This is a genomic window from Mesorhizobium sp. LEGMi-168a, from assembly GCF_058312955.1.
Genome location: NZ_JBZEGV010000006.1, coordinates 14522 through 34317 on the forward strand (window position 1 = coordinate 14522; position 19796 = coordinate 34317).

The 19796-nt window shown below is 64.3% G+C and carries 20 protein-coding genes and 1 tRNA gene; 13 read left to right on the forward strand and 8 right to left on the reverse strand.

What is annotated here, in order from left to right; genetic code table 11:
* Nucleotides 1-17 precede the first annotated feature (17 nt).
* Nucleotides 18-356 carry a cupin domain-containing protein gene (locus AC4FWB_RS10380; protein WP_491025913.1) on the forward strand — a complete coding sequence of 113 codons (339 nt, stop codon included), beginning with the start codon at nt 18-20 and terminating at the stop codon, nt 354-356.
* A 532-nt stretch (nt 357-888) separates the two neighbouring features.
* Here the strand turns inward: AC4FWB_RS10380 and AC4FWB_RS10385 are convergent.
* A tRNA-Ser gene (locus AC4FWB_RS10385) sits at nt 889-978 on the reverse strand.
* A gap of 405 nt (nt 979-1383) precedes the next feature.
* Here AC4FWB_RS10385 and AC4FWB_RS10390 point away from each other — a divergent pair.
* The 3 genes from AC4FWB_RS10390 (at nt 1384) to AC4FWB_RS10400 (ending at nt 3813) form a co-directional block, all read left to right on the forward strand.
* The gene (locus AC4FWB_RS10390; RefSeq protein ID WP_491025914.1) at nt 1384-2085 is read left to right on the forward strand and encodes a hypothetical protein; all 702 of its coding nucleotides are present in this window, start codon (nt 1384-1386) and stop codon (nt 2083-2085) included.
* A gap of 212 nt (nt 2086-2297) precedes the next feature.
* Complete coding sequence (locus tag AC4FWB_RS10395) at nt 2298-2618, forward strand: hypothetical protein (RefSeq protein ID WP_491025915.1); 321 nt, start codon at nt 2298-2300, stop codon at nt 2616-2618.
* 205 nt (nt 2619-2823) lie between these two features.
* Entirely contained in the window at nt 2824-3813 is a 990-nt protein-coding gene (locus AC4FWB_RS10400) for a BMP family lipoprotein (RefSeq protein WP_491025916.1), read from the forward strand.
* A 108-nt stretch (nt 3814-3921) separates the two neighbouring features.
* On the opposite strand, the gene AC4FWB_RS10405 is transcribed toward AC4FWB_RS10400, so the two are convergent.
* Both AC4FWB_RS10405 and AC4FWB_RS10410 read right to left on the reverse strand, forming a co-directional pair.
* Nucleotides 3922-4323, reverse strand: coding sequence for a hypothetical protein (locus tag AC4FWB_RS10405; protein ID WP_491025917.1), 402 nt, complete (start codon nt 4321-4323; stop codon nt 3922-3924).
* A 69-nt stretch (nt 4324-4392) separates the two neighbouring features.
* Nucleotides 4393-4602, reverse strand: coding sequence for a SlyX family protein (locus AC4FWB_RS10410; RefSeq protein ID WP_126097974.1), 210 nt, complete (start codon nt 4600-4602; stop codon nt 4393-4395).
* 164 nt (nt 4603-4766) lie between these two features.
* On the opposite strand from AC4FWB_RS10410, the gene AC4FWB_RS10415 reads away from it, so the two are divergent.
* The 6 genes from AC4FWB_RS10415 to deoA are packed head-to-tail and all read left to right on the forward strand — an operon-like array spanning nt 4767 to nt 10993.
* A complete protein-coding gene (locus AC4FWB_RS10415; protein ID WP_491025918.1) occupies nt 4767-6299 on the forward strand; it encodes an ABC transporter ATP-binding protein in 1533 nt (510 codons plus the stop codon).
* Nucleotides 6296-7435 carry an ABC transporter permease gene (locus tag AC4FWB_RS10420; protein ID WP_491025919.1) on the forward strand — a complete coding sequence of 380 codons (1140 nt, stop codon included), beginning with the start codon at nt 6296-6298 and terminating at the stop codon, nt 7433-7435. The genes AC4FWB_RS10415 and AC4FWB_RS10420 overlap by 4 nt, the downstream gene beginning before the upstream one ends.
* A 1-nt stretch (nt 7436) precedes the next feature.
* Complete coding sequence (locus AC4FWB_RS10425; RefSeq protein WP_491025920.1) at nt 7437-8408, forward strand: ABC transporter permease; 972 nt, start codon at nt 7437-7439, stop codon at nt 8406-8408.
* Nucleotides 8409-8464: 56 nt separating this feature from the next.
* Nucleotides 8465-8857 carry a cytidine deaminase gene (gene cdd, locus AC4FWB_RS10430; protein ID WP_491025921.1) on the forward strand — a complete coding sequence of 131 codons (393 nt, stop codon included), beginning with the start codon at nt 8465-8467 and terminating at the stop codon, nt 8855-8857.
* Nucleotides 8858-8870: 13 nt separating this feature from the next.
* Nucleotides 8871-9677, forward strand: a complete 807-nt coding sequence (locus AC4FWB_RS10435) for a purine-nucleoside phosphorylase (RefSeq protein ID WP_491025922.1) — start codon at nt 8871-8873, stop codon at nt 9675-9677.
* The gene (deoA, locus tag AC4FWB_RS10440; protein ID WP_491025923.1) at nt 9677-10993 is read left to right on the forward strand and encodes a thymidine phosphorylase; all 1317 of its coding nucleotides are present in this window, start codon (nt 9677-9679) and stop codon (nt 10991-10993) included. Before AC4FWB_RS10435 ends, deoA begins: the two co-directional genes overlap by 1 nt.
* Nucleotides 10994-11049: 56 nt before the next feature.
* On the opposite strand, the gene AC4FWB_RS10445 is transcribed toward deoA, so the two are convergent.
* The 3 genes from AC4FWB_RS10445 to AC4FWB_RS10455 all read right to left on the reverse strand — a co-directional run bounded on the left by AC4FWB_RS10445 (nt 11050) and on the right by AC4FWB_RS10455 (nt 13480).
* On the reverse strand, nt 11050-11616 hold the full coding sequence (locus AC4FWB_RS10445) for a TIGR02281 family clan AA aspartic protease (RefSeq protein ID WP_491025924.1): 567 nt from the start codon (nt 11614-11616) through the stop codon (nt 11050-11052).
* Nucleotides 11617-11721: 105 nt separating this feature from the next.
* Complete coding sequence (gene upp / locus AC4FWB_RS10450) at nt 11722-12351, reverse strand: uracil phosphoribosyltransferase (protein ID WP_059184513.1); 630 nt, start codon at nt 12349-12351, stop codon at nt 11722-11724.
* Nucleotides 12352-12505: 154 nt separating this feature from the next.
* On the reverse strand, nt 12506-13480 hold the full coding sequence (locus AC4FWB_RS10455; protein WP_491025925.1) for an adenosine deaminase: 975 nt from the start codon (nt 13478-13480) through the stop codon (nt 12506-12508).
* Between the two features lie 169 nt (nt 13481-13649).
* On the opposite strand from AC4FWB_RS10455, the gene ubiE reads away from it, so the two are divergent.
* The 3 genes from ubiE to coaBC all read left to right on the forward strand — a co-directional run bounded on the left by ubiE (nt 13650) and on the right by coaBC (nt 17572).
* A complete protein-coding gene (ubiE, locus tag AC4FWB_RS10460) occupies nt 13650-14426 on the forward strand; it encodes a bifunctional demethylmenaquinone methyltransferase/2-methoxy-6-polyprenyl-1,4-benzoquinol methylase UbiE (RefSeq protein ID WP_491025926.1) in 777 nt (258 codons plus the stop codon).
* Nucleotides 14427-14439: 13 nt separating this feature from the next.
* Entirely contained in the window at nt 14440-16014 is a 1575-nt protein-coding gene (ubiB, locus tag AC4FWB_RS10465; RefSeq protein ID WP_491025927.1) for a 2-polyprenylphenol 6-hydroxylase, read from the forward strand.
* Between the two features lie 79 nt (nt 16015-16093).
* Nucleotides 16094-17572 (forward strand): bifunctional phosphopantothenoylcysteine decarboxylase/phosphopantothenate--cysteine ligase CoaBC, encoded by a 1479-nt coding sequence (coaBC, locus tag AC4FWB_RS10470; RefSeq protein WP_491025928.1) that lies wholly within the window; start codon nt 16094-16096, stop codon nt 17570-17572.
* Here the strand turns inward: coaBC and AC4FWB_RS10475 are convergent.
* Together AC4FWB_RS10475 and AC4FWB_RS10480 are read right to left on the reverse strand one after the other, a co-directional pair.
* On the reverse strand, nt 17569-19035 hold the full coding sequence (locus AC4FWB_RS10475; RefSeq protein ID WP_491025929.1) for an MFS transporter: 1467 nt from the start codon (nt 19033-19035) through the stop codon (nt 17569-17571). The two genes, coaBC and AC4FWB_RS10475, sit on opposite strands and share 4 nt — an antisense overlap.
* Nucleotides 19036-19274: 239 nt before the next feature.
* Nucleotides 19275-19751 (reverse strand): DUF992 domain-containing protein, encoded by a 477-nt coding sequence (locus tag AC4FWB_RS10480; RefSeq protein ID WP_491025930.1) that lies wholly within the window; start codon nt 19749-19751, stop codon nt 19275-19277.
* Nucleotides 19752-19796: the final 45 nt, after the last annotated feature.

Sequence of the window (19796 nt, forward strand, 5' to 3'; positions counted from 1 at the left end):
GCTTGGAAAGGACAACCATGCCGACCCAACCTCTCACAGATCGCATCGAACGGGGATCACTCTTCATCGACCTCAATTCGATCGCGTGGACTCCGGCCGAAGCGGGTGTCTACATGAAGACGATCTACAAGGATGGGGTCAGCGGGGAATCCACGATCCTGATGAAGATGGATCCCGGAACACGCTCCGCGATGCATTCTCATGATCAGCTCGAGGAAATCCTCGTGCTGGAAGGCTCCTTCTCAGATCAGGACAATACCTACACCGCGGGCCAGTATTGTATTCGCGCCGTTGGCGCGGAGCATGAGACCTTTTCCGAAAACGGCGGCGTCGTGCTGCTGATCTACCGAAATTAGTTGGGGCTCTACGCTGGAAACGTCGCAGCTACCTAAGCGCGTCGCGTTGAAACGGATTCAGGGGACGCGCTTTAAGTCTTTGTTTTGATGCATGTCGTTGCCCCAGAACCGCTGCACACTTCTGGGCGACATGCATTAGATCGGCACGACGAGCAAAACGGTCGGCTTACGGTGAAAGCAAGGTCAGCTTTTCAGCGCGCACATCCAAGAGCGGACGTCGATGCCTGTCGGCTGCGGATAACCGTTCGCACTGTCGCCTTTGCTCGAGAAAGGCCAACTTTGCCCGGTTTTCTCTCAGGCAAGCACTTCTCCGACGATAGGCTTTTGCGAGAACCGTGCCATGCTGAAGGAAGGCTGCGAGGTGTCGGAATTGCATAACCAACCATGATTTGGTCGTCAGAAAGGCTTTGGATGGCTTGTCGGATTAAGTGGATTCGGAATTACTTGTTGCACAGACCACGCATATTTCAGCTTTAAGGCGCCTTGTCGATACTACTAAATTTTTGAAAACGTTAAGTTATTAGCAAAATTATGGCGGAGAGAGCGGGATTCGAACCCGCGTTACGGTTTCCCGTAAACACACTTTCCAGGCGTGCGCCTTCAACCACTCGGCCACCTCTCCGTCCTTGCACTCTCGCGCCGGCCGGTTTCGCCGCGCGGGTTGGGGAGATGCACCTCCCTCGGGAAGTCCTCGACGGACTATTTGGGGTGCCTTCAACCGGCAGGCAGCCCTTTCCCAGCACCTCTAGCCGTCTAGGCAAACAGGCGCGGGGCTCATCTAGTCGATCCTAAAGCGAATGCCAAGCCATAAAGGCGGTCCAAAGGCTTTTGCCGTGGATGGCTCGAAGGCGGGCTTCATAAAGGGGCGCCGGCGTTCGAATGATGTGCACAGGACGGGCCGCGGCGTCTGCCGCGCTTGACTTCGGCCTTGGCCGCCTGTCGACTGCCTGAAATATTCGTTTTTGCGCAATTGCGGATGGAAAACCGCTGCGCGCGTTTTGGGCTTTGCGAGGGGCATCGTCCTGACATGGCATCGATCAACCAGCAACCCGCGGGCCGGCCGGACAGCGGGCTGTCCTTTATCCCGGTGGCATGGCTGATCATCGTCATGGGCCTGTCGGCCTACGGCCTGATATCGAGCTGGCGGCTGATCGGCGACTTCAACCTGCCGGAAAGCGTGCTCTTCCTGATTTATGGTGGGCTGGCCGGCGGCCTCGTCACCATTTTGTGGGGGCTTTACCTGCTCGGCCTTGCCTTCAACCGGTCGGCGCGGTTTCCCCGCCATTACACCGTCTGGCAGGTGGCGATCATCCTGTGGCTCATCGTGCGCCAGGCCTATACGCTTCTGGTGCCCGACTTTGTCTTCTCCGCCGAAGCGCTGGGTTTTACGCTCGCCGAGATCGCCATCGGCCTGCTCTGCATCTATCTCCTGCGGCGCGGCGCCGGCGCCGAGGCCGTCTATGCCAATCCGGAGACCGAACGCCCGCCGCTGCTGGTCTCGCTCGTTGCCGCGCTGCTCGGCATCATCCTCGGCGGCGCCATCGGCGCCTGCGCCGGATTCTTTGCCGGGTCGCTGATCGCCGACGCCACCCATATGAGCTGCTTCGAGGGCGCCTGCGGGTTCTTTGCCGTCTTTGTCGGCCTCGCAGGGCTGATCGTCGGGGCCATCGCCGGCGGAATCTTCGCTATCTGGCGGGTCAACCGGCGCAAACCGGCAAGAACGGCCTGAAGCAATTCCAGGAAAAGTGCGTGGCGGTTTTCCGTCCGGAATTGCGAAAAACAAAAAAGCGGCAATTCCAGGAAAAGTGCGCGGCGGTTTTCCGTCCGGAATTGCGTCAAACAAGATCGGCTCAAAATCGCGTGTCGCAATTGCGTGGCGGTTGCGCACGCTCTATGTCGGTTGCGGGGCAGACGGGAGCTTCTCCCGGGGAGTGCGTTGGGATGTTGCGTTTCATCTTTCGGCTGGCGGCAATGGTTGCATTGTCGATTTCCGTCATCATGGCGGTGATCGACACGACGCGCTCGGTGGCGGCGTCGGCGCTGGTCATGACGCCGCTCAACGCAAGCTGGCTGGCGGTATCCCCCGACACCCGCGCGGCCTTCGAGACCTATGTGCGCGCCAAGGCCAATCCGCTGGTCTGGGACGTCGCCATCGCCTGGGTGCTCAGCCAGCCCGGCTTCGCGGTGTTCGCGGTATTGGCGTTCCTGCTCTACGCCCTCGGCTACCGGCGTCGACGCCACGAATTCGCCCCGACCAACTGACGCGGACGTTTCGTTCTGCCGGGAAACGGGCAGGTTGGCCGCTTTTTCCAACAGGTCAAAATTCCACGTGAATTTTGTCTCGGGCCGTGCCAGATTGGCCGCCAGCGGGGAGGGGCATACACTTCCTGCCTGACGTCGCATGCCTGCCGGAGAACCGGGCAGGCAGGCGGTGCAACGGAAAAATAACCGACAGGGTGTGGATCACATGAAACGTATCGTTCTCGGCCTCCTGGCCGCAACCGCAATGGTTCTTCCGGCTTTCGCCGCGGATGTCCAGCCGGCCATCCTCTACGATCTCGGCGGCAAGTTCGACAAATCCTTCAACGAGGCGGCATTTCACGGCGCCGAGAAGTTCAAGACCGAAACCGGCGTCGCTTATGTCGAATTCGAAGTCTCCAACGCCTCGCAGCGCGAGCAGGCGCTGCGCCGCTTCGCCGAGGACGGCCGCAATCCGATCGTGATGGCCGGCTTTGCCTGGGAGGATGCGCTGAAGAAGGTCGCGGCCGAATACACCGACCTCAACTTCGCCATCATCGACGATGCCGTCGATCTGCCCAATGTCCGCTCGCTGGTATTCAAGGAGAACGAAGGCTCCTACCTGGTCGGCATCCTGGCGGCGATGGCGTCGAAGTCGAAGAAGGTCGGCTTCGTCGGCGGCATGGATATCCCGCTGATCCGCAAGTTCGAGTGCGGCTATGTCGGCGGCGCCAAGTCGGCCGGCGCGACCGACGTCATCCAGAACATGACCGGCGATACGCCGGCCGCCTGGAACGACCCGGCCAAGGGCGGCGAGATCGCCAAGACGCAGATCGACCAGGGCGCGGATGTCGTCTACGCGGCTGCCGGCGGCACCGGCGTCGGCGTGCTGCAGGCAGCCGCGGATGCCGGTAAGCTCGGCATCGGCGTCGATTCCAACCAGAACGGCCTGCAGCCCGGCAAGGTGCTGACCTCGATGATGAAGCGCGTCGACGTTGCCGTCTACAACGCCTTTATGGACGGCAAGAATGGCACCTTCAAGGGCGGCGTGCAGAATCTCGGCCTCAAGGAAGGCGGCGTCGACTACGCCATGGACGACAACAACAAGGCGCTGGTGACCGACGAGATGAAGGCGGCGGTCGAAAAGGCCAAAGCCGACATCATCGCCGGCAAGATCGAGGTGCACGACTACACCGCCGACAACAAGTGCCCGTATTGATCGACCGCTGAACCAAGGTTTCTGGACCGCCGGGCGAAGGCCCGGCGGTTTCTTTTTGGACGAAGCTTTCAATCAGGGTGGCGAGCCGATGCTCCTGATGTCACGAAGCTATAAGGTGCCGGCGAGATAGCCCAGCGCGAAGGCCGCCAACAGCGCCATTGCGATGACAAATCCGAGCCGGCCGCCGAGTGAATGCAGGCCGACGCCATAGGGCTTGCGTTCGAGCCTGTGGATCACCACAGGCGCTGGCTTCGCGTCGCTCTCGTTCAAACCAGCAAGTCGCATCTGCGGCAGTTCGCCGAGGCGCTGCGCCACCAGCTTCCAGCGACAGTCCGCCGCTCCAGGCGCCGCCGGCTCCAAGGCGCGCATGCGTTCGGCAAGCCGCAGCACGGCGTCGCGAAAGGCCGGATCGATCTCAAGGTCGCGCTCGGCACGGGCGCGCTCCCTTTCGTCCATCAAGCCGAACACATAGTCGCCGGCCCTTGCAATGCGGTCTCCTTCACCGGCCATGACCGTTCTCCGTCATGCTCGCTCACCCCCTACCTGATCACTCCCTGCTTACTCACCAATGCGGCGGCCTCACCAGTGCGGTGGCTTGGTCACCGGCACGTCGGGAGCGGCCTGCTCCTCCAAAGCCAGGAACCGGTCGGTCAGGGCAGCGAGCTTGCGTTCCATGCGCTCGATCACCTTCCACTGCTCGGCGATCTGGCCGGACAGCTCCTCGATCGTCTTTTCCTGCTCGGCGGCGCGGATTTCCAGCGTCGTCAGCCGGTCGTCAGGTCTGGTCATTCAAAACCCGGGTTCTGTGAATATGAGGCTCTCGGCCACCTTCGAAATTGACAAGCGCGCGGGGATTTGTCGAGAGTGAATGGCGTTCCGGCCAATTGGCACGGGCGGGGCATCATGCTAGGCATTTTGACCAAGCGATAAAAAAACTGAGTGGGACAGGCTGCATGGCGCAAGCCGCAATCGAGCTCATAGGCATCAACAAGAGTTTTGGCTCGGTGCGCGCCAACCGCGACATCAACCTGGAAGTCGCGCGCGGCACTATCCACGGCATTGTCGGCGAGAACGGCGCCGGCAAGTCGACGCTGATGTCGATCCTCTATGGTTTCTACCAGGCCGACAGCGGCGAGATCCGTGTCGGCGGCAAGCCGGTGTCGATCAACACCTCCAACGACGCCATCGCGCTCGGCATCGGCATGGTGCACCAGCATTTCATGCTGGTCGACAATTTCACGGTGCTGGAAAACGTCATCCTCGGCGCCGAGAGCGATGCGCTGTTGAAGAAAAGCATCGCCAAGGCGCGTTCGGAACTCGAGCGGCTGGAGCGCGAATACGGCCTCGAGGTCGATCCCGACGCCATCATCGAGGAACTGCCGGTCGGCTTGCAGCAGCGCGTCGAAATCCTCAAGGCGCTCTATCGTGGCGCCGAGATCCTGATCCTCGATGAGCCGACCGGAGTCCTGACGCCGGCCGAGGCGGACCATCTGTTCCGCATCCTCAAGCAGTTGAAGGAGCAGGGAAAAACGGTGGTTCTGATCACCCACAAGCTGCGCGAGATCATGGCGATCACCGATACGGTCTCGGTCATGCGCCAGGGAACCATGGTGGCGACAAGGGTAACGAAGGAAACCACGGTCGGCGAACTGGCCGAACTGATGGTCGGCCGGCGCGTGCTTCTGCGGGTCGAGAAGGGCGCGTCGGAAGCCGGCGCCATAAAACTCTCGGTCAAGAACCTGACGGTCAAGGATTCACGCGGCGTCACCATGGTCGACGACGTCTCCTTCGACCTGCGCGGCGGCGAGATCGTCGGCATCGCAGGCGTCGCCGGCAACGGCCAGTCGGAGCTGCTCGAGGCGATTTCCGGCATCCGGCACGCCGTTTCCGGCGAGGTGATGCTCGAAGGCAAGCCGATCGACCTGACCGGCAAGGCCGACCCCGGCGAGTTGCGTGACCGCGGGCTCGCCCATGTGCCGGAGGACCGGCATCACGTCGGTCTGGTGCTGGCCTTCGAGGAGAACGAGAACTCGATCCTCGGCTATCACGACGACGAGCGTTATCTGAAGGGACCATTCCTCAACGTCGATGCCATCGTGGCCGATGCGAAGGACAAGATCGAGAAATACGACATCCGTCCCGGCAATCCGCGGCTGAGGACGGCCAATTTCTCCGGCGGCAACCAGCAGAAGATCGTGCTGGCGCGGGAGATGGAGCAGGATCCTGGTGTTTTGATCGTCGGCCAGCCGACGCGCGGCGTCGATGTCGGCGCCATCGAGTTCATTCACAAGCGGCTGATCGCCATGCGCGACCAGGGCAAGGCGGTGCTGGTGGTGTCGGTCGAGCTCGACGAGATCCGCTCGCTCTCCGACCGCATCCTTGTGATGTTTGCCGGGCGCATCGTCGGCGAGCGCGGACCGGAGGCGACGGAAGGCGAGCTTGGCCTCCTGATGGCCGGTGTCGAACACCAGGAGGCTGCCGAATGAGCACGCCTTACGCAAAGCTGCCGGCCTGGGCCGACTACGGACTGATCCCGCTGATCAATCTGTCGGTGGCCTTCATCGTCGCCGGCTTCGTCGTCATGCTGGTCGGCGAAAATCCGTTCCGCGCTGCCGTCGTCCTGGTCCAGGGCGCTTTCGGCCGGGGCACAGGCATCGCGTTTACCCTGTACTACGCCACGACCTTCATCTTCAGCGGGCTTGCGGTGGCGGTGGCGGTCCATTGCGGGCTGTTCAACATCGGCGGCGAGGGCCAGGGCTACATAGCCGGCCTCGGCATCGGCGTCGTCTGCCTCGCCTTCGACAGCATTTTCCCGTGGTGGCTGACCTTTCCGCTGGCGATCATCGCCGCGGCCGGCATGGGCGCGCTGTGGGCGCTGATCCCGGGCTATCTGCAGGCCAAGCGCGGCTCGCACATCGTCATCACCACCATCATGTTCAACTTCATCGCCGCCAGCGTCATGGTCTATGCGCTGGTCGACGTCTTGAAGCCGGCCGGCTCGATGGCGCCGCAAACGCGCAACTTCCTGCCCGGCGCGGAACTGCCGAAGCTCAACTGGATCATCGAGCTGTTCGGCGCCAAGATCCGCTCGGCGCCGCTCAACATCTGCTTCGTGCTGGCGCTGGTCATGGCGTTCCTCGTCTGGCTACTGATCTGGCGCACGCGGCTCGGCTACGAGATGCGCACCTATGGCCACAGCCCGAAGGCGGCGCGCTATGCCGGCATCTCGGAAACCCGCATCATCCTGATCGCCATGGTCATCTCCGGCGCGCTGGCCGGCATGATGGCGCTCAATCCGGTGATGGGCGACCAGCACAATGTCGCGCTCGACTTCGTCTCCGGCGCCGGCTTCGTCGGCATCGCGGTGGCGCTGATGGGGCGCTCGCACCCCGTGGGCATCGTGCTGGCGGCGATCCTGTTCGGCATGCTCTACCAAGGCGGCGCCGAGCTCGCCTTCGAAATGCCGGCAATCAGCCGCGACATGATCGTCATCATCCAGGGCCTGGTGATCCTGTTCGCCGGCGCGCTGGAGCACATGTTCAGGCCATATATCCAGGCGCTGTTCGCCTCGTTCAGCCCGAAAGCTGTCGGCATCGAAGCGGTCAAGGGGAAGGGGGCCTGATATGGATAGTTTCGTCGCCGTCATCCAGGTGCTGGACTCGACCATCCGCCTGTCGGTGCCACTGATGCTCGCCTGCCTCGCCGGCCTCTATTCCGAGCGCGCCGGCATCTTCGACATCGGCCTCGAAGGCAAGATGCTGGTCGGCGCTTTTGCCGGAGCGGCGGCCGCTTCCGTGTTCCATTCGGCCTTCATCGGCCTCGGCATGGCCATCCTGATCTCGGTCGCCTTCGCCATGGTGCACGGCTTCGCCTCGATCACGCATCGCGGCAACCAGATCGTCTCCGGCGTCGCCATCAACTTCGTCGCCGCAGGCTCGACCATCATCCTCGGCCAGGCCTGGTTCCAGCAGGGCGGCCGCACGCCGGCGCTGCAGCCGGGCGAACGCTTCGAGGCGATCGTCTGGCCCGGCGCCGAAGCCGTCCGCAACGTGCCGATCGTCGGGCCGATCTATGCCGAGCTGATCTCCGGCCATTCGATCCTGGTCTACTTCGCCTTCGCCATGGTGCCGTTCACCTGGTGGGTGCTGTTCCGCACCCGCTTCGGCCTCAGGATGCGCGCGGTCGGTGAAAACCCGGCCGCCGTCGACACGGCCGGCATCTCGGTCGCCTGGCTACGCTACCGGGCGCTGATCTGCACCGGCATCCTCACCGGCGTCGCCGGGGCGTATCTCTCGATGGTGCAGAATGGCGGCTTCGTGAAGGACATGACGGCGGGCAAGGGCTATATCGCGCTGGCCGCGCTGATCTTCGCCAAATGGAAGCCGGTCAACGCCATGTTCGCCTGCCTGCTATTCGGTTTCCTCGACGCGGCAGCGATCCGGCTGCAAGGCTCGCCGCTGCCGGTCATCGGCAAGGTGCCAGTGCAGTTCATGCAGGCGCTGCCCTATGTGCTCACCGTCATCCTGCTCGCCGGCTTCATAGGTAAGGCGATCCCGCCGCGCGCCGGCGGCGTGCCCTACGTCAAGGAACGCTGAGGCTCGGCAGCTTCGGCGACCGGCTTTTGAACAAGATCGTGGGAGAGAAGAACTGAATGTCGCATGATCTGTTCGAGGCGGCGAAGGCGGCGATGGCCAAGGCCTATGCGCCCTATTCCAAGTTTCCCGTGGGTGCGGCGCTGCGCACCGAGGACGGGCGCGTCTTCACCGGCGCCAATATCGAGGTGGCATCCTATCCCGAAGGCTGGTGCGCCGAGACCACGGCGCTCGGCCATTACATCATGGGCGGCGGCGGCAAGATCACCGAGATCGCGGTGATTGCCGAGCGCATGGCCAAATGCTCGCCCTGCGGCGGTTGCCGGCAGCGGCTGGCGGAATTCTGCCGGCCGGAGACCAAGCTCTATCTCTGCGACGATACCGGTGTGGTCGAGACGGTCACCATGGGCGACATGCTGCCTTACGGCTTCAGGGGCGACATCTTGAAATGAAGAGCTGGCTGAAATGAGGGAAGCGCTGGATCATCTGGTCGAGAAGCTGGACGGGCTGGCGCCGACCGCGGCGCTTGTTCTGGGCTCCGGCCTCGGCGGACTTGTCGACCAGGTCGAGGACGCAAGGCGCATTTCCTATGCGGAGTTGCCGGGCTTCCCGCGAAGCGGTGTTTCCGGCCATGCCGGCGAGGCGGTGGCCGGGCATTTCGCCGGCACGCCGGTGCTGATGCTTTCCGGCCGCGCGCATTACTACGAGCACGGCAACGCCGCCGCGATGCGCCCGGCGCTGGAGGTGCTTGCCGGCATCGGCATCTCGCATCTCATCCTCACCAACGCCGCCGGTTCGGTCGAGCCCGAGATGGGGCCGGGCTCGGTGATGCTGATCACCGACCACATCAACTTTTCCGGCTCCAACCCGCTGATCGGCGAGCCGAGCGACCGCCGCTTCGTTGGGCTCACCGAGGCCTATGATGCTGGCTTGCGCCAGGCGATCGAGAAGGCGGCGGAGGCAACCGGCACCGCGCTGCACAAAGGCGTCTATATGTGGTTCTCGGGACCATGTTTCGAAACGCCGGCCGAAATCCGCATGGCGCGCGTCATGGGCGCCAATGCCGTCGGCATGTCGACGGTGCCGGAAGTCATCCTTGCCCGTTTCCTCGGCCTCAAGGTTGCCGCCTGCTCGGTCATCACCAACCTTGCGGCCGGCATGACCGGCGCGGAACTGTCACACCAGGAAACCAAGGACATGGCGCCGGTCGGCGGCGCGCGGCTGGCGACGATCCTGCGGCGCGTCTTCGAGGAAGGCTTGCCGGAAAGCTGATGCTCCCCCAGGAAATCATCCGCCGCAAGCGCGACGGCCACAAGCTCTCGGCGCCGGAGATCGCGGCCTTCATCGAAGGGATAACGGCCGGCACGCTCTCGGAGGGGCAGATCGGCGCCTTTGCGATGGCGGTGTTCCTCAAAGGCATGAGCCGCGAGGAAGCGGTGGCTCTGACCACCGCCATGCGCGATTCCGGCGACGTGCTCGACTGGTCCGACCTGCCGGGCCCGGTCACCGACAAGCACTCGACGGGCGGGGTCGGCGACAATGTCTCGCTGATGCTGGCGCCGATCGTCGCGGCCTGCGGCGCCTATGTTCCGATGATCTCCGGCCGTGGCCTCGGCCACACCGGCGGCACGCTCGACAAGATGGATGCCATTCCCGGCTACACCAGCCAGCCGGATGTGACGCGCTTCCGCAAGACTGTGCTGGAAACCGGCTGCGCCATCATCGGCCAGACCGCCGATCTGGCGCCCGCCGACCGCCGGCTCTACGCGATCCGCGACGTGACGGGGACGGTCGAGTCGGTGCCGCTGATCACGGCCTCGATCCTGTCGAAGAAGCTCGCCGCGGGGCTCGGCTCGCTGGTGCTCGACGTCAAGGTCGGTAACGGCGCCTTCATGGAGAAGTCGCGCGATGCGGTCGCCCTGGCGAACAGCCTGGTCGAGGTCGCCAATGGCGCGGGCCTGAAAGCATCGGCCCTGGTGACCGGCATGAACGAGCCGCTGGCTTCGGCCGCCGGCAATGCAGTCGAGGTGCGCAACGCGGTCGATTTCCTCACCGGGAGGCTCCGCGACCGCCGGCTTGAGGACGTGACACTGGCTCTGGCCGCTGAGATGCTGCAGTCGGCGGGGATTGTCTCATCCAACCAGGACGGGATCAGGCGCGCCGCCGAGACGCTTGCCGGCGGCCGCGCCGCGGCGGTGTTCGCGCGTATGGTGACGGCGCTCGGCGGTCCCGCCGACTTCGTCGAGAACCTGGAAAAATACCTGCCCAAAGCGGCGGTGGAATTGGCGGTTGAAGCGGCGGAGGACGGCTTCGTCGCCGGCATCGCGACGCGCGACATCGGGCTTGCCGTCGTTGGCCTCGGCGGCGGACGCACCCGTCCTGATGACAGGATCGATCATGCCGTGGGCTTGACCAGGCTGTTGCCGGTCGGTGCCGAGGTGCGGGCGGGCGAGCCGCTGGCGCTGGTCCACGCGCGGACCGAGGCGGACGCCCAGGCCGCCGCCGCCGCGGTGCGTTCCGCCTATTCGATCGGCGCCTCGAAGCCGCCCGCCGAGAAGACCGTACTCAGGCGGATACTGCCGCTTTGAGGTAGAGCAATCCCGGGAAAAGTGTGTCGCGGTTTTCCGCTCCAAAGGCACGAATACTACTGCACGAGCAGCAGCGCGCCGTTCTGGACCTCGTATTTCTGCAGCCGCTGCAGGAAGCTCATTCCGATCAGATTGGTTTGCAGCGCCCGGTCGTCGAGCACGACCGCCTGGACGTTATCCAGGGAGATCTTGCCGATCTGCAGGCGCTCGACTGTGACCACGGCCGCCTTGATGGCGCCGTTCGCGGTGTTCACCTGGTGATTGAAATCCGACTGGTTGAGCGAGATGCCGATCCGGCGCGCCGTCGATGTGTTGATGGCAACCAGGGTCGCGCCGGTGTCGATCATGCCGTCGATCTGGCGGCCGTTGAGCTTGAAGGCGGAGGTGAAATGACCGCGCTCGTCGGCATTGACCAGCACCTGGCGGCCGAGCGGCATCGGCGCCGCCGGCTTCTCCGGCACTGAGGCGAGTTTGACGTCCGGCTGGGCCTCCGGGGCCGCCGGCTTCGAGGCGACCGCCGATCTCAGCAGGCTTTCGACCATCTGCGGGTTCGACTGATAGACGATCGGGATCGATGCCGAGCTTCCGACAAAGACGCCAAGGAGGAGAAGCTTGCGCAGCATGGATCGACCTTCGTGAAGGTTCGATCCTTAATCCGGCATGGTGTTTTCGGCTTTAACGCGCCGCGGAACCGCGTTGTTGCGTAAACGAGCGGTAAAGAAAGCTGCTCATTTTGTCCCGTACATGCGGTCGCCGGCGTCGCCGAGGCCAGGCATGATATAGCCCTTTTCGTTCAACTGGCGGTCGATCGAGGCGGTAAAGATCGGCACGTCCGGATGTGCCTTGGTGAAGCGCTCGATGCCTTCGGGCGCGGCCAACAGGCAGAGGAAGCGGATGTTGGTGGCGCCGCGCCCCTTCAGCTTGTCGATCGCCGCAATCGCGGAATTCGCCGTCGCCAGCATCGGGTCGACGACGATCACCAGACGGTCGGCAAGGTCGCTCGGCGCCTTGAAGAAATATTCGATCGCCTCCAGCGTCTCGTGATCGCGGTAGAGGCCGATATGGGCGACGCGCGCCGCCGGCACCAGATCGAGCAAGCCCTCGAGCAGGCCGTTGCCGGCACGCAGCACCGAGGCGAAGACCAGCTTCTTGCCCTCCAGCGTCGGCGCTTCCATCTCCTCGATCGGCGTCTCGATGGTGGTGGTGGTCAGTTCGAGATTGCGGGTGACCTCGTAGCCCAGAAGCAGCGAGATCTCGCGCAGCAGCCGCCGGAAGCCGGCCGTCGAGGTTTCCTTCTTGCGCATGATGGTCAGCTTGTGCTGGACAAGGGGGTGGTCGACGACGGTGACGCCCTGCATGATGTGCTCCGACTGGTTCGCAGTGGGTAGTGAATAGTGAGTAGTGAATAGTGAGCCGATTTGCGAGTCCCTGACTGAGGGAAAGCGCCAGCCTTCAACCGCGCGGTGCGCACACGGGCAAATCGATCACTACTGACTACTCACTATTCTCTACTCACCGCACCTTCACGTCCAACCGGCTCAGCAGCATCGCCTTGGTCTTCCGGTCGACGAAGGCCGCCTCGATGGCCGTTCTGGTGACGGCGGTGAGCGCCTTGTCGTCCATCGCGAAATGCTCGGCGGCGATGTCGTATTCGCGCTTCAGCGAGGTCCAGAAATAGGGCGGATCGTCGGAGTTGAGCGTCACCTTGCAGCCGGCGGCGCGCAATGCCGGGAAGGGATGGTCGGCGAAACTGTCGAACACCTTGAGCGCGATGTTGGAGCCGGGGCAGCATTCCAGCACCACGCCCTCGGCGGCGATGCGGCGAACGAGGTCGGGGTTCTCGGTGGCGCGCACGCCATGGCCGATGCGCGACGGGCGGATATGGTCGAGCGCTGCCTTCACGCTTTCCCAGCCCATCAATTCGCCGGCATGGATGGTGATGCCGAGGCCCGCCTCGCGAGCGATCTCGAAGGCGCGCACATAGTCCTCGAAATCACCGATGCGTTCGTCGCCGGCAACGCCGAAGCCGGTCACCAGCGGATGGCCGCAGCGTGCCGCGAAGCGCGCCGCCTGCTCGATCGCCTCGACGCCGACATGGCGCACGCCGGTGACGATCATGCGCCCTTCGATGCCGGTCCTGGCCTTGGCGCGGGCCATGCCTTCGCCCAGCGCATCGGTATAGGCCTTGGGCGAGAGACCGGCCTTCTTGGCATGGTCCGGCGATGTGAACACCTCGGAATAGATGGCGCCGTCGCGGGCGAGGCTGGTCAGGTAGTGATCGGTCAGGCGGGCGTAGTCCTCCTCGGTGCGGAACAGGTCGGAGGCAAAGTCATAGGCCGCGAGGAAAGAGCTGAAATCGTGCCAGACGAAGGAACCGTCCTGGATATAGGGCGAGGGGTCCGTGCCGTATTTGCGGGCCTGGCTGACGACAAGGTCGGGCGCTGCTGCCCCTTCGATGTGGCAGTGCAATTCGGCTTTCAAAATCATGCGGGCATCCCGTCCGGTATTCTTGTCCTCGCGCCGATTGCGGGCTGCAAATCATGCCAAATCCTGCCCGAACCCGTCTCGAAGGCGCGGCCGAAAACCGCGCCTTGGACAATAGCGCCGGCCCCATCGATCGGCTATGGTCCCGCCGGTTTTATGGCGGATCAAAATAATGTCAGTTGAGAGAACCACGGCCGCGGGCGGCATGGAAACCTCCTATGGTTTCAGGAAGGTGGGCGCAGGCGACAAGCAGTCCCTGGTCAACGATGTCTTCCATAAGGTGGCCAATCGATACGACCTCATGAACGATCTGATGTCGGGCGGGTTGCACCGCCTGTGGAAGGACGCGATGGTCGCGTGGCTCAATCCGCCGAAGCGGTCGGGCTGGAAGGTGCTCGACGTCGCCGGCGGCACGGGCGACATCGCCTTCCGCATCATCGAGGCCAGCCACCGCCACGCGCATGCGACGGTGCTCGACATCAACGGTTCGATGCTCGAAGTCGGCCGCGACAGGGCCGAGAAGAAAAACCTCTCGGAAAACACCGATTTCGTCGAGGCCAATGCCGAGGCGCTGCCCTTCGAGGACGACACGTTCGACGCCTATACGATCGCATTCGGCATCCGCAACGTGCCGCGCATCGATGTGGCGCTGAGCGAGGCTTTTCGCGTGCTGAAGCGCGGCGGGCGCTTCCTCTGCCTGGAGTTTTCCGAGGTCGACATGCCGCTGCTCGACAAGGTCTACGAGGCCTGGTCGTTCAACGCCATCCCCAGAATCGGCAAGGCGGTGACCGGCGACGGCGAGCCCTATTCCTACCTCGTCGAATCGATCCGCAAATTCCCCAACCAGCAGAATTTTGCTTCCATGATCACGCGGGCAGGGTTCGATCGCGTCACTTTCCGCAACTATTCCGGCGGCATCGCGGCGCTTCATTCGGGCTGGAAGCTTTGAGGCAAGCGCAGCGATGACCACCGTCGGCGCTGGTTTCAGGCTCGCACGGGCCGGCTGGGTGCTGGTCCGCGAGGGCGTCGTCGCGGCGCTGCCCGGCGAAGAGCTCTCCGGCATGCCGAAGCTCGGCTGGCGGCTGGCGCGCGTGCTTACCCGCCGCCGCGCCAGAAAGCATCTGCGCGGCGACCGGCTGGCGCAGGCGGTGGTGCGGTTGGGGCCATCCTACGTCAAGCTCGGCCAGTTCCTGGCGACGCGGCCGGACGTCGTCGGCAACGACATGGCGGTCGACCTTGCCCTGCTGCAGGACAAGATGGACACCTTCCCGAAGGCGGAGGCGATCGCGGCGATCGAGGCCTCGCTCGGGCGCAGGATCGACGATCTCTATGCCAGCCTCGGCGAGCCGGTGGCGGCCGCTTCGATCGCCCAGGTGCACAGCGCCGAAGTCGTTCGCGACGGAATGATTTCGCGTGTGGCGGTAAAGGTGATCCGGCCAGGCGTGCGTCGCCACTTCTTCCACGATCTCGAAAGCTATTTCCTCGCTGCCCGCCTGCAGGAGAAATACATCCCCTCGTCGCGCCGCCTGCGTCCGGTCGAGGTGACCGAGACGCTGGCGCAGACAACCAAGATCGAGATGGATATGCGGCTCGAGGCGGCGGCGTTTTCCGAACTCGGCGAGAACACCAAGGACGATCCGGGCTTTCGCGTGCCCGCGGTCGACTGGGAGAGGACCGGCCGCGATGTAATCACCATGGAGTGGATCGACGGCATCAAGATGAGCGATCTCGCCGGCCTTGCCGCCGCCGGTCACGATCTCAAGGCAATTGCCGCCAACCTCATCCAGTCGTTCCTCAGGCACACGCTGCGCGACGGCTTTTTCCATGCCGACATGCATCCCGGCAACCTGTTCGTCGAGGCCGACGGCACCATCGTCGCCGTCGATCTCGGCATTGCGGGCCGGCTCGGCAAGAAGGAGCGGCGCTTCCTCGCCGAGATCCTCTACGGCTTCATCGTGCGCGACTATCAGCGCGTCGCCGAGGTGCATTTCGAGGCGGGCTACGTGCCGCGCCAGCACAATGTCTCGGCCTTCGCACAGGCGATCCGCGCCATCGGCGAGCCGATCCACGGCCAGTCGGCCGAGACGATTTCGATGGCCAAGCTTCTGACGCTGCTGTTCGAGGTCACCGACCTTTTCGACATGGCGACACGGACCGAACTGGTGCTTCTGCAAAAGACGATGGTGGTGGTCGAAGGCGTCGCCCGCACGCTCGATCCGGCCTTCAACATGTGGAAGACGTCGGAGCCCGTGGTGAGCGACTGGATCGCCAGCAATCTCGGCCCGCGCGGCATGCTTGGCGACGCGCGCGACGCCGGCAAGGCGCTGATGGCGCTGGCAAGGCAGGCGCCGGACATTGCGGCCCGCACCGAGCGGCTGTCGCGCGAGATCGACCTGATGGCCGAGCACGGCCTTCGCTTCGACGAGGCGACCGCACACGCCATCGGCAGGGCCGAGGCGCGCCATACCCGCTCCGGCCGCGCGGCGCTGTGGGTGATCGCGCTGACGTTGGTTTACATTGCCTGGAAATTGCTCTGACTGCTTGCATTGCTAGCGCCAAATTTGCTAGCATTGCAAGCAACGGTGGCTGCGGCCGTCCACGGCGAGGAGCGGGATCATGGGCACGATTACTGTCCGTAATCTAGCGGACGATGTGAAGCGGAGATTGCGCGAGCGTGCCGCAGCGCGCGGCGTGTCGATGGAAGAAGAGGCACGCGAGGTTCTTGCCAAAGGTGTTCTGCTAGAGAGATCTGATGCCTCGCCCGAGGGCGAAACCCTTTATGCGACGATCCGAAGCTTGGTCGAGCCGCATGGCGGTTTTGATGTTGCGCTCCCACGGCGCAGCCCGTCTGTCGGAAGCCGCATGGCCGTCTCGGACAAACGCATCCTGCTCATCATCGGCGGCGGCATCGCCGCCTACAAGTCGCTCGACCTGATCCGCCGCCTGCGCGAGCGCGGAGCCTCGGTTCGGGTGGTGATGACGGCTGCGGCGCAGGAGTTCGTCACCACGCTATCGGTTGGCGCGCTTTCGGCCGACCATGTCTTCACCGAGCTGTTCGACCGCAATGACGAGCACGATGTCGGCCACATAAGGCTGTCGCGCGAGGCCGATCTGCTGGTCGTGGCGCCGGCGACCGCCGACCTGATGGCCAAGCTCGCCAACGGCCATGCCAACGACCTTGCCTCGACGGTTCTCTTGGCCACCGACAGGAAGGTGCTGATGGCGCCGGCGATGAATCCGAAAATGTGGTCGCATCCGGCGACGCGCCGCAACCGGACGACGCTGCAGAAGGACGGCATCGCCTTTGTCGGTCCGGCCAAGGGCGAGATGGCGGAAAGCAACGAGGCCGGCGAAGGCCGCATGGCCGAGCCGCTGGAGATCGTGGCTGCGATCGAGGCGATGCTCGACGAGGAGCCGAAGCCGCTTGCGGGCCGCAGGATCATCGTCACCTCGGGACCGACGCATGAGCCGATCGACCCGGTGCGCTACATCGCCAACCGCTCATCCGGCAAGCAGGGCCATGCGATCGCGGCGGCGCTGGCGAAGCTCGGCGCCGATGTCCGGCTCGTCTCTGGACCGGTCAACATCGCCGATCCGGCCGGGGTCGCGACAACCCACGTCGAAACCGCGGCCGAGATGAAGGACGCGGTCGAGGCCCTTTTGCCGGCGGACGCGGCGGTTTTCGTCGCTGCGGTCGCCGACTGGCGCACAGCCGACGCGGCCGGCGAGAAGATCAAGAAGGTGGCGGGCGAGGGACCGCCTTCGCTCAAGATGGTCGAGAATCCCGACATCCTCGCGGGCGTCGGCCATCACCAGCAGCGGCCAGGCCTCGTCGTCGGCTTCGCCGCCGAGACGCAGGATCTGATCGGCAACGCCGAGGCGAAGCTGAAGAAAAAGGGCGCCGATTTCATCGTCGCCAACGACGTCTCGCATGAGAGCGGCATCGGCCCCTCCGGCGTGATGGGCGGCGACCGCAACAAGGTGCGCATCGTCTCCCGGACCGGCGTTGAGGAATGGCCGGAGATGGGCAAGGACGAGGTCGCGGCGCGCCTCGCCACCTTAATCGCCGAGCGGCTGAAAACGATGGTGGTTTAGCTGGTTGCCTCCTGGGGCCGCATGGCCGGCACGGCAATCCTCAGCGCTGCGATGCAGCCCAGAATGCCGAGTGGCACGAAGGCCAGGAACAGCCAGCCGGCGACGCCTGCGGCCGCTTCGCGGTTAAGGCCTTCGGAAAAGCCGCTGGCATTGGCGACGATGCCGGCAAGGGCTGCGCCCACCGCATAGCCGATGCGCTGCATGGTCGGCACGGCGGCCGACGCGATTGTCTGCTCGCCCTCGCGGGCCGAGGCGACGATGACACGCGTGAGGAACGGCCAGCAGACACCGAAGCCGCCGCCCTGCAGCAGAGCACACAACAGGATCAGCGGGATCGAGCCTGACGGGATGGTGTAGGCAAAACCGGCGAGGCCGGAGGCGATCATCAGCGCGCCGATGACGATGATCAGCCGTTCGCGTTCCAGCGGCGCATTGGCGATGAGGATCGACAGGATCGACCAGGCGATCGATTCGGCGGCGATGATGTAGCCGGTGGTAAGAATCGGAATGCCATGAAGCGTGGTCAGGAGCAGCGGCCCGTAAATGGTGAAGGTGCAGGTGGCCACCGAGAATGCCGCAACCATGGTCATGCCGCTGCCAAGCGGCGAGCGCCATGAGAACAAAGGCGAGGGGAAGAGGCGCGAGCGCGGCCTCAGAGCATCGATGCGGAAGAACAGCGCCAGGCCGATCAGGCCGACGAGGAGCAGCAGCGACGAGCGCAGCAAGGCAATATCGACGCCGGCGGCGGCGATCAGCACCACGCTGATGGCGAGGCAGGCGAGCGCGGCATAGGGGAAGGGCGGCGCCGTGCCGCTGCCCGCCTGCGGCTTCCTGGCCTCGGGCGTGTCGAGCACGACGAAGCTCGCCAGAGCCATCGCTGCGCCGCCGAAGGTGAAGACGCCGAAGGCCCAGCGCCACGACAGGAACTCGGTCATGATCGCGCCGAGCATCGGGCCGCTGAAGGCGGCGACGCCCCAGATCGCAGATATGATGCCGAAGAGCTGCGGCCAGATGTTGCGTGGGAACAGCCGTTCAACCGAGACGAAGGCCAGCGACACCAGCGCGCCGCCGCCAAGCCCCTCGACCAGGCGCCCGGCGAGGAATAGCGGCATGGAAGGCGCCGTGGCGCAGATCAGCGCGCCGGTCGCGTAAAGCAGGGCGGCGACCATCATGTTGGAGCGCAGCGCGACATAGCTCACCAGCCGGCCGGCCGCCGCACCGGCGACAATGGCGCCGAGCTCATAGATCGCCAGCGACCAGCCGACCAGTTGCACGCCTGCCAGCTCGCCGACCATTGCCGGCATCACCGTCGCCACCATCGTCTCATTGGTGGCATGCAGCAGGATGCCCAGGCTGATGAAGCAGAAGCGCGCCAGGTCGCCGCTTGCCCACAGCGCCCGCCAATCCACCCTGTTACGGGTCACCTTGTTGCCGCCCGCCTTGCTGCCGCTTGCTGCCGTCACGCCGATCTCCTCGATGCCATTTGCAGCCTCATTCGCTTTTGAAGGAGGCGCCAGATCCAGTTCGGCACGGCTTGTAGAACCTCAAGCGAGGTTGAGCTCAAGAGGCTTTTTTCAGCGATATCGCGGCTGTGAACAGGGGCACGAATTCAAGCGCAAGCGGTCAGCGCGCCAAAAAACATGCGGCCCGGAACGGGTGTCCCGAGCCGCATCCGTTCTTATCGAACGGCCGATCGAAAGCTTCACTTGTAGGAGTGGACGAGGTCCAGCGAGGCCACGGTGACGGCCAGATTGACGCCCGTTTGGGCCTGGACGCTGAGCGGCTCCAGCATGAAGGCGCCGTTCAGGCCGCCGACCAGGAGATTGGCGCCGCCGCCGGTCACAACGCTTGCCTCGGCGTTGACGCCGTAATAGCTGCCGGCGAGATCACCCGCGTCATGGCTGCGGGTTGCGGCGAGAACCGCCCAGACAAGCTGGCCCTGATGGGTCTGGCCGACATCGACACCCAGCTTGGAGATCATGCCCGTATAAATCTCGGCCGGACCGTGATGGTAAGGGCGGAAGACGCAGGAGACGCCTTTGTTGGAGGTGATGACATAGCCGGTACCTCCGTCGATGGTGCAATCGAGCGTGCCGAGCCGGAGCGTGCCGGCGTTGACTGGAGAAGCGAGGACCGTGGCGGCAAGCGCGGCGGCGGCACAGGCAAGTGTTTTGATCATTGGAAAGGTCCTTTCGCAAAATTGGCCTCGGTTAACGGTCGAGGT

Excerpts from the sequence above, each read along its gene's own strand:
- upp (WP_059184513.1), bottom strand. The coding sequence starts at position 12,351 with ATGCAGGGCGTCACCGTCGTCGACCACCCCCTTGTCCAGCACAAGCTG.
- AC4FWB_RS10435 (WP_491025922.1), top strand. The coding sequence starts at position 8,871 with ATGAGGGAAGCGCTGGATCATCTGGTCGAGAAGCTGGACGGGCTGGCG.
- AC4FWB_RS10480 (WP_491025930.1), bottom strand. The coding sequence starts at position 19,751 with ATGATCAAAACACTTGCCTGTGCCGCCGCCGCGCTTGCCGCCACGGTC.
- AC4FWB_RS10420 (WP_491025919.1), top strand. The coding sequence starts at position 6,296 with ATGAGCACGCCTTACGCAAAGCTGCCGGCCTGGGCCGACTACGGACTG.
- AC4FWB_RS10415 (WP_491025918.1), top strand. The coding sequence starts at position 4,767 with ATGGCGCAAGCCGCAATCGAGCTCATAGGCATCAACAAGAGTTTTGGC.
- AC4FWB_RS10425 (WP_491025920.1), top strand. The coding sequence starts at position 7,437 with ATGGATAGTTTCGTCGCCGTCATCCAGGTGCTGGACTCGACCATCCGC.
- coaBC (WP_491025928.1), top strand. The coding sequence starts at position 16,094 with ATGGGCACGATTACTGTCCGTAATCTAGCGGACGATGTGAAGCGGAGA.
- AC4FWB_RS10395 (WP_491025915.1), top strand. The coding sequence starts at position 2,298 with ATGTTGCGTTTCATCTTTCGGCTGGCGGCAATGGTTGCATTGTCGATT.
- AC4FWB_RS10410 (WP_126097974.1), bottom strand. The coding sequence starts at position 4,602 with ATGACCAGACCTGACGACCGGCTGACGACGCTGGAAATCCGCGCCGCC.
- deoA (WP_491025923.1), top strand. The coding sequence starts at position 9,677 with ATGCTCCCCCAGGAAATCATCCGCCGCAAGCGCGACGGCCACAAGCTC.
- AC4FWB_RS10445 (WP_491025924.1), bottom strand. The coding sequence starts at position 11,616 with ATGCTGCGCAAGCTTCTCCTCCTTGGCGTCTTTGTCGGAAGCTCGGCA.
- AC4FWB_RS10380 (WP_491025913.1), top strand. The coding sequence starts at position 18 with ATGCCGACCCAACCTCTCACAGATCGCATCGAACGGGGATCACTCTTC.
- ubiE (WP_491025926.1), top strand. The coding sequence starts at position 13,650 with ATGTCAGTTGAGAGAACCACGGCCGCGGGCGGCATGGAAACCTCCTAT.
- AC4FWB_RS10455 (WP_491025925.1), bottom strand. The coding sequence starts at position 13,480 with ATGATTTTGAAAGCCGAATTGCACTGCCACATCGAAGGGGCAGCAGCG.
- AC4FWB_RS10390 (WP_491025914.1), top strand. The coding sequence starts at position 1,384 with ATGGCATCGATCAACCAGCAACCCGCGGGCCGGCCGGACAGCGGGCTG.
- ubiB (WP_491025927.1), top strand. The coding sequence starts at position 14,440 with ATGACCACCGTCGGCGCTGGTTTCAGGCTCGCACGGGCCGGCTGGGTG.
- AC4FWB_RS10405 (WP_491025917.1), bottom strand. The coding sequence starts at position 4,323 with ATGGCCGGTGAAGGAGACCGCATTGCAAGGGCCGGCGACTATGTGTTC.
- cdd (WP_491025921.1), top strand. The coding sequence starts at position 8,465 with ATGTCGCATGATCTGTTCGAGGCGGCGAAGGCGGCGATGGCCAAGGCC.
- AC4FWB_RS10400 (WP_491025916.1), top strand. The coding sequence starts at position 2,824 with ATGAAACGTATCGTTCTCGGCCTCCTGGCCGCAACCGCAATGGTTCTT.